This window comes from Mesorhizobium sp. M4B.F.Ca.ET.089.01.1.1, assembly GCF_004022605.1.
GTDB classification, from domain to species: domain Bacteria; phylum Pseudomonadota; class Alphaproteobacteria; order Rhizobiales; family Rhizobiaceae; genus Mesorhizobium; species Mesorhizobium abyssinicae.
In genome coordinates this window covers 1-7,681 of sequence record NZ_RZOS01000276.1, presented here as the reverse complement: position 1 = coordinate 7,681, position 7,681 = coordinate 1, and the positions used below count along the sequence as shown (strand labels likewise).

Sequence of the window (7,681 nt, the reverse complement as noted above, 5' to 3'; positions counted from 1 at the left end):
CCTCTACACAATCCGCCTGGTCGATCCCGATGTGATCAAGGCGCGCCAGATCGTCAGGTCGAACACCGACGAATACCGCAACCTGCAGGACAACCGCCGCACCTCGCAGGTCGCTTTCGCGCTGCCCTATCTGTCGCTGACGCTGATCGTCATCCTGTCGGCGATCTGGACCGGCATCGCCGTCGCCGACCGGCTGGTGCGGCCGATCCGCCAGCTGATCGGCGCCGCCGACGAGGTCGCCACCGGCAATCTCGATGTCGCCGTGCCGGTCAGGCTCTCCGACGGCGACGTCGCCTCGCTCGGCGACACCTTCAACAACATGATCCTCGAGCTCAAATCGCAGCGCAACGAGCTTCTCTCCGCCAAGGACCTGATCGACGAGCGCCGCCGCTTCTCGGAAGCGGTGCTTGCGGGCGTCACCGCCGGCGTCATCGGCGTCGATCCCTACGGCATCGTCACCATCGTCAACCGATCGGCCGAGACCATGCTGGCGATCTCGGCCAGCGCCGCACTTGGGCAGAACCTGTCCGCTGTGCTGCCGCATGTCGGCCGCGTCTTCGAAATCGGTCGCAAGTCGGGCAAGCCGGTCTATCGCGAGCAGGTGACCTTCTACCGCACCGGCGCCGAGCGCACTTTCAACGTCCAGATCACCATCGAGGCCGGCGACGACGGTTCGGAGGAGAAATCCTACGTCGTGACGGTGGACGACATCACCGACCTGGTCCAGGCACAGCGCTCGTCGGCCTGGGCCGATGTGGCGAGGCGCATCGCCCACGAGATCAAGAACCCGCTGACGCCGATCCAGCTTTCGGCCGAGCGCATAAAGCGCCGCTACGGCAAAGTCATCACCGAGGATCGCGAGGTCTTCGACCAGTGCACCGACACGATCATCCGGCAGGTCGAGGATATCGGCCGCATGGTCGACGAATTCTCCGCCTTTGCGCGCATGCCGAAGCCGGAGATGAAAGCCATCGACCTGCGCGAATCGCTGCGCGAGGCCTCTTTCCTGGTCGAGGTCAGCCGCTCCGACATCGCCTTCGAGCGCGATTTCGGCGGCGAACCGCTGAAGGGCACTTTCGACAGCCGGCTGATGGCGCAAGCCTTCGGCAACGTCATCAAGAACGCCGCCGAGGCCATTGACGGACTTGATGCAAAAGATCGTTCGGACGGCACAATCCGGATTCAAGCCGGGCGCCAGAATGGCGCCATCAGAATCGATGTCATCGACAATGGCAGAGGGCTGCCGCGCGAAAATCGCCAAAGGCTGCTCGAGCCCTACATGACGACGCGGGAAAAAGGCACCGGTCTTGGCCTCGCTATCGTCAAGAAGATCGTGGAGGACCATGGCGGCCGGCTTGAACTGCATGATGCGCCGGCGGATTTCCACGGCGGCCGAGGCGCGATGATCTCGATCATCCTGCCGCCGGCGACGGTCGCCGCCGCGCCGCCACGCGACGAAGGCCGAACGGAACACCAAAGAGAAACTGAAAAGGTCGGTAATGGCGTCTGATATTCTCATCGTCGATGACGAGGAAGACATCCGCGAACTCGTCGCAGGCATCCTGAGCGACGAAGGTCACGAAACCCGCACGGCGTTCGACGCCGACAGCGCGCTGGCGGCGATTGCCGATCGCGCGCCGAGGCTGATCTTCCTCGACATCTGGCTGCAGGGCTCGCGTCTCGACGGCCTGGCCCTGCTGGACGAGATCAAGACGATGCATCCGAACCTGCCGGTGGTGATGATTTCCGGCCACGGCAATATCGAAACGGCGGTTTCGGCCATCCGCCGCGGCGCCTATGATTTCATTGAGAAGCCGTTCAAGGCCGACCGGCTGATCCTGATCGCCGAGCGCGCACTCGAAACCTCGAAACTGAGACGCGAGGTGTCGGACCTCAAGCAACGCAGCGGCGAGACCTTCGACCTGATCGGCATGTCGTCGGCGATGAGCCAGTTGCGCCAGACCATCGAGCGCGTCGCGCCGACCAACAGCCGCATCATGATCATCGGCCCGTCCGGGTCCGGCAAGGAACTGGCCGCGCGCGCCATCCACGCGCTGTCGACGCGCAAAGCCGCGCCGTTCGTCACCTTGAGCGCGGCCACCATCACGCCGGAGCGTATGGAGATCGAGCTGTTCGGCACAGAATCGAACGGCACCGAGCGCAAGGTCGGCGCGCTGGAGGAGGCGCATCGCGGCATCCTCTACATCGACGAAGTCGCTGACATGCCGCGCGAGACGCAGAACAAGATCCTGCGCGTGCTGGTCGAACAGCAGTTCGAGCGGGTAGGGGGCACCAAGAGGGTCAAGGTCGACGTCCGCATCATCTCGTCCACCTCGCAGAACCTGGAGGCAATGATCGCCGACGGCCGTTTCCGCGAAGACCTCTACCACCGCCTGGCGGTGGTACCGGTCGCGGTGCCGGGCTTGGCCGAGCGGCGCGAGGACATCCCCTATCTGGTCGACAATTTCATGAAGCAGATCGCGCGCCAGGCCGGCATCAAGCCGCGTCGCATCGGCGACGATGCACTGGCGGTGCTGCAGGCCCACAACTGGCCCGGCAATGTCCGGCAGTTGCGCAACAATGTCGAACGACTGATGATCCTGGCCCGCGGCGAGGATGTCGACGCGCCGATCACCGCCGATCTGCTGCCCTCCGAAATCGGCGACGTCATGCCGCGCACGCCTAACCAGTCGGACCAGCACATCATGGCGCTGCCGCTGCGCGAGGCGCGCGAACAGTTCGAGAAGGACTATCTGATCGCCCAGATCAACCGCTTCGGCGGCAACATCTCGAAAACCGCCGAATTCATCGGCATGGAGCGCTCCGCTCTGCACCGCAAGCTGAAGTCGCTGGGCGTCTGACAACGGCCTGGTGTTGGTCCAGCGGCTCCCGGCCGGCCGATTGCCGGTTACGGCCGCGGCGGAATCGCTTAAACAAACCGAAAGTCCCCAGGGGTGATCCATGCCGCGCATTGCCTATGTGAACGGGCGCTATGTCGCCCATGCCGACGCTTCCGTGCATATCGAGGATCGCGGCTATCAGTTCGCCGACGGCGTCTATGAGGTCTGCGAGGTGGCGCGCGGCTTCATCGTCGACATGCCGCGCCATCTCGGCCGCCTGAACCGCTCGCTGAGCGAACTGTCGATCGACTGGCCGGTGACGCAGGCCGTGCTGCCTCTCATCCTGCGCGAGGTGGTGCGCCGCAACCACGTCGTCAACGGCCTGGTCTATGTCCAGGTGACGCGCGGCGTCGCCAGCCGTGACTTCGTCTTTCCGGCGCCCGGCACCAGGCCGTCGCTGGTGGTGACCGCCAGGAAGGCCGATCCCGCCGCCGCGATCAAGCGAGCCGAGACCGGCATCAAGGTCATCACCGTGCCGGAGAACCGCTGGGATCGGGTCGACATCAAGAGCACCGGGCTGCTGCCCAATGTGCTGGCCAAGCAGAAGGCCAAGGAGGCCGACGCCCAGGAAGCCTGGTTCGTCGACGGCGACGGCATGGTCACCGAGGGCGGCTCCTCCAACGCCTGGATCGTCACCGGGGATGGCGTTCTGGTGACGCGGCCGGCCGAGCACGGGATCCTGCGCGGCATTACCCGTACGACGCTGTTCGATGTTGCCGCCAAGCTCGGCGTGAAGATCGAAGAGCGCAAATTTTCGGTCACCGAGGCCAAGGCGGCGCGCGAGGCCTTCATCAGCTCCGCGACCACGATCGCCATGCCGATCGTGGCAATCGACGGCGCTCCGGTGGCCAATGGCCACCCCGGTTCCGTAACACTTTCGTTGCGTCAGGCATTTTTTGACGTTGCGGAAAAAAGTCCGGCCTGATAACCGCACAGATGGAATGAAAATCAATATCTCGTTCTGCTTGTCGTTATTTGACGGCAAGAGGGTGTTTGCGCGCTTGACATGTGCCGGATAAATTGGCGCATTGGCTGCAAACCGAAGGGGATCGGCGAAAGACAAAAACAATGGCGGAACGATCGCAAAACCTTCAGGACCTGTTCCTGAATTCAGTTCGCAAGAGCAAAAATCCACTCACCATCTTCCTCATCAACGGCGTCAAGCTGACCGGCGTGGTCACCTCGTTCGACAATTTTTGTGTGTTGTTGCGGCGTGACGGGCATTCCCAGCTTGTCTACAAGCACGCCATTTCCACGATCATGCCGAGCCAGCCGGTTCAGATGTTCGATGGCGAGGAAAGCCAGGGCGCCTGATTGGCACGTGAGAAAGACGTGGACCGCAGCGTCCGCGGAAAACCAGCGCACCAGCTGAGGCCGGAAGACAAAGCTCCGACCCGGGCAGTCGTTATTGTGCCCGTGCTCGCCCGCCAGCCGCGCGGCGAGGACGAAACCAACCGGCCGCGCCTGACGCGCTCCGCCGAGGCCCGCCACGACGAAGCGGTCGGCCTCGCCGGCGCCATCGACCTCGATCCGGTTCATACGGCCGTGGTGACCGTCACCGAACCGCGCCCGGCGACCTTGCTCGGCAGTGGCAAGGTGGCGGAATTCGCCGATATCGTGAAGGAGCGCCACGCGGAACTGGTCATCGTCGACCATCCGCTGACGCCGGTGCAGCAACGCAATCTCGAGAAGGAATTCAACGCCAAGGTGCTCGACCGCACCGGGCTGATCCTGGAGATTTTCGGCGAGCGCGCCCGCACCAAGGAAGGCACGCTGCAGGTCGAGCTTGCGCATCTCAACTACCAGAAGGGCCGCCTTGTGCGGAGCTGGACCCACCTCGAGCGTCAGCGCGGCGGCGCCGGCTTCCTCGGCGGTCCCGGCGAAACGCAGATCGAATCCGACCGGCGGCAGTTGCAGGAAAAGATCATCAAGCTCAAGCATGAGCTGGAGACGGTGCGCCGCACCCGCGACCTGCACCGCGCCAAGCGCAAGAAGGTGCCATTCCCCGTGGTGGCGATCGTCGGCTACACCAATGCCGGCAAGTCGACGCTGTTCAACAAGCTGACCGGAGCTGGGGTGCTGGCCGAGGACATGCTGTTCGCCACGCTCGACCCGACGCTGCGCCGCGTGCGCCTGCCGCATGGCACGCCGGTCATCCTGTCCGATACGGTCGGCTTCATCTCGGACCTGCCGACGCATCTTGTTGCCGCCTTCCGGGCGACGCTGGAAGAGGTGGTCGAAGCCGACCTCGTCATCCACCTGCGCGACATCTCAGACCCCGATACGGCGGCGCAGGCCGAGGATGTCGAGCGCATCCTTGCCGATCTTGGCGTCGATGCCAGTGACGCCAAGCGCGTCATCGAGGTCTGGAACAAGATCGACCTGCTCGACGAGGGCAACCGGGAGCGGTTGCTGGCCGATGGCGCCGCCACCAAGGCGCCACCGGTCGCCATATCGGCGGTCACCGGCGAGGGCATCGATGCGCTGAAGGCGCTTATCGAAACCAGGATGTCGGGTGAGCTGGAAACGACGACGCTGACGCTGACGCCGGCCCAGTTTGGCCTTGTCGACTGGATCTACCGCAACGGCGAGGTTGTTTCGCGGGTCGACAATGAGGATGGCAGCGTCACCATTTCGCTCAATGCCACGCACAGCGCACGGCAAGAGATCGAGAGCCGATTGCACCGCAAGAACAACGGTTAAGCCCAGTTATTTCGCGCCCTTGGCCTGCTGCCAGAGCGCTTCCATCTCATCCAGCGTCGCCTTTTCCAACGTGTTGCCGGAGGCTTCCAGCGCCCGCTCGACATAGTGGAAGCGGGTGCGGAATTTCTCATTGGTGCCGCTGAGTGCTGCCTCGGCATCGAGCTTGAGGTGGCGGCCGAGATTAACGATGGCAAACAGCATGTCGCCGAACTCGTCCTTGATCGGTGCTGCGTCGCCCTTGGCCAAAGCCTCGCGCAGTTCGCCGATCTCCTCCTCGATCTTGTCGAGAATGGGGGCCGCCTCGCTCCAGTCGAAGCCGACGCGAGCGGCTTTTTCCTGCAGCTTCAGCGCTCGGGTCAACCCGGGCAGGGCGACCGGCACGCTGTCGAGGAACCCTTTGCCGTTGTCTTCCGGGTCGAGCCCGCGGGCCAGGCGCGCGCTTCGCTTCTCCGCCTTCTCCACCGCCTTGATCTTTTCCCACATGCCCTTGGCCATGCCGGCGCTGCGCGCCTCCTCGTCGCCGAAGACATGCGGATGGCGGCGGATCATCTTGGTGGTGATGGCCTCGACGACATCGCCAAAGGCGAATTCGTCAGCCTCTTCAGCCATTTGCGCGTGGTAGACAACCTGCAGCAGCAGGTCGCCGAGCTCCTCGCGCAGATCGTCGAGATCGCCGCGCGCGATGGCGTCGGCCACCTCGTAGGCTTCCTCGATCGTGTAGGGCGCGATGGTCGAGAAATTCTGCTCGATATCCCAGGGACAACCGGTCTTCGGCGCGCGCAGCGCAGCCATGATCTCGATCAGCCGTGCAATGTTTTTGGAGGGCTTCATGCGGCAAACCCTATCGCGACGCTCGACGGGCGACCAATGCTGTCGCCTGACGAACGCGGTTTGTCCACAGCTGCGCGGACCTCGTCAGTCGAGGACAGAGACAATCGCCTTGGCGAGCGCGTCCATCCCGTCTTCGGGCAGGCCGGCCACGTTGATGCGGCTGTCGCCGACCATATAGACGGCGTGCTCGGTGCGCAGCCGCTCGACCTGCGCTTCCGAAAGGCCGAGGCGCGAGAACATGCCGCGATGGCTGGCGACGAAGTCGAAGCGGTCGGAATTGGACTGCCGGCGCAGCGCCTCGGCGAAGGCGATGCGCAGGCGCAGCATGCGCAACCGCATCTCCTCGAGCTCCGCCTGCCAGTCGGCGCGCAGGCCGTCGTCTTCCAGCACGATGCGCACCGCTGCAGCGCCATGGTCCGGCGGCATCGAATACATGGCACGCGCCGCCGACAGCATCTGGCTCATCGCCACATCGGCCTCAGCGCCGTCCCTGGCCAGGATCATCGCCGCGCCGACGCGGTCGCGGTAAACGGCGAAGTTCTTCGAGCAACTCGACGCAACGAGCATTTCCGGCACCCTGGCGGCCAGCAGGCGCAGGCCCGCGGCATCGGCGTCGAGGCCCTCGCCAAAGCCCTGATAGGCGATGTCGACAAAGGGCAGCAGGCCGCGCTCGACGACCAGGTCGGCCACTTCCGCCCATTGCGCGGCGTCGAGATTGGCGCCGGTCGGGTTGTGGCAGCAGCCATGCAGCAGCACCACGTCGCCGCGCTCGGCCGTCCGCAGCGCCGCCAGCATGTCCTTGAAGCGCACGGCGCCGGAAGCGGCGTCGAAATAGGGGTAGTCGCGGATTTGCAGGCCGGCCGCGCGCATCACCGGCATGTGGTTCGGCCAGGTCGGGTCGGACAGCCAGACAGTGGCGTCGGCGCGGGTCCGCTTCAACAACTCGGCCACCAGCCTGAGCGCGCCGGAACCACCCGGCGCCTGCGCGGTACGGACGCGCGAAAGGTCGGCCTTGTCGCCGAAGGTGAGCTTGGCCATGGCGGCATTGAAGCCGGTGTCGCCGGCAAGGCCGAGATAGGTCTTGGTGTCCTGGCTCTGCAGCAGCCGCTTCTCGGCCTCGCGCAGGGCGCGCATCACCGGCGTCTTGCCGTCGCGATCCTTGTAGACGCCGACGCCAAGGTCGACTTTGCCCGGACGCGGATCGGCGCGGTAGAGGCCGATGAGGGCAAGGATCTTGTCGGCGGGGG

The 7,681-nt window shown here is 64.7% G+C and carries 7 protein-coding genes; 5 read left to right on the top strand and 2 right to left on the bottom strand.

The genetic code is table 11. The annotated features are described in order from the left end of the window. The 5 genes from EN780_RS22495 to hflX all read left to right on the top strand — a co-directional run. A partial coding sequence (locus tag EN780_RS22495) for a PAS domain-containing sensor histidine kinase (protein WP_133372675.1) occupies positions 1-1,510 on the top strand: 1,510 nt, incomplete at its 5' end. Then, on the top strand, positions 1,500-2,861 hold the full coding sequence (locus EN780_RS22490; RefSeq protein WP_127286357.1) for a sigma-54 dependent transcriptional regulator: 1,362 nt from the start codon (positions 1,500-1,502) through the stop codon (positions 2,859-2,861). The genes EN780_RS22495 and EN780_RS22490, both read left to right, overlap by 11 nt. A gap of 100 nt (positions 2,862-2,961) precedes the next feature. After that, positions 2,962-3,825 carry a D-amino-acid transaminase gene (locus EN780_RS22485; protein WP_127286358.1) on the top strand — a complete coding sequence of 288 codons (864 nt, stop codon included), beginning with the start codon at positions 2,962-2,964 and terminating at the stop codon, positions 3,823-3,825. A gap of 143 nt (positions 3,826-3,968) precedes the next feature. After that, positions 3,969-4,214: an RNA chaperone Hfq gene (gene hfq / locus EN780_RS22480; protein WP_006202172.1), complete on the top strand. Its 246-nt coding sequence runs from the start codon at positions 3,969-3,971 to the stop codon at positions 4,212-4,214. After that, entirely contained in the window at positions 4,215-5,603 is a 1,389-nt protein-coding gene (hflX, locus tag EN780_RS22475) for a GTPase HflX (RefSeq protein ID WP_128275354.1), read from the top strand. A gap of 6 nt (positions 5,604-5,609) precedes the next feature. Here hflX and mazG read toward each other — a convergent pair whose 3' ends face one another. Then, on the bottom strand, positions 5,610-6,434 hold the full coding sequence (gene mazG / locus EN780_RS22470) for a nucleoside triphosphate pyrophosphohydrolase (protein ID WP_128275353.1): 825 nt from the start codon (positions 6,432-6,434) through the stop codon (positions 5,610-5,612). A gap of 84 nt (positions 6,435-6,518) precedes the next feature. Then, the coding region (locus EN780_RS22465; RefSeq protein WP_133372674.1) for an amino acid aminotransferase at positions 6,519-7,681 on the bottom strand (1,163 nt) is incomplete at its 5' end.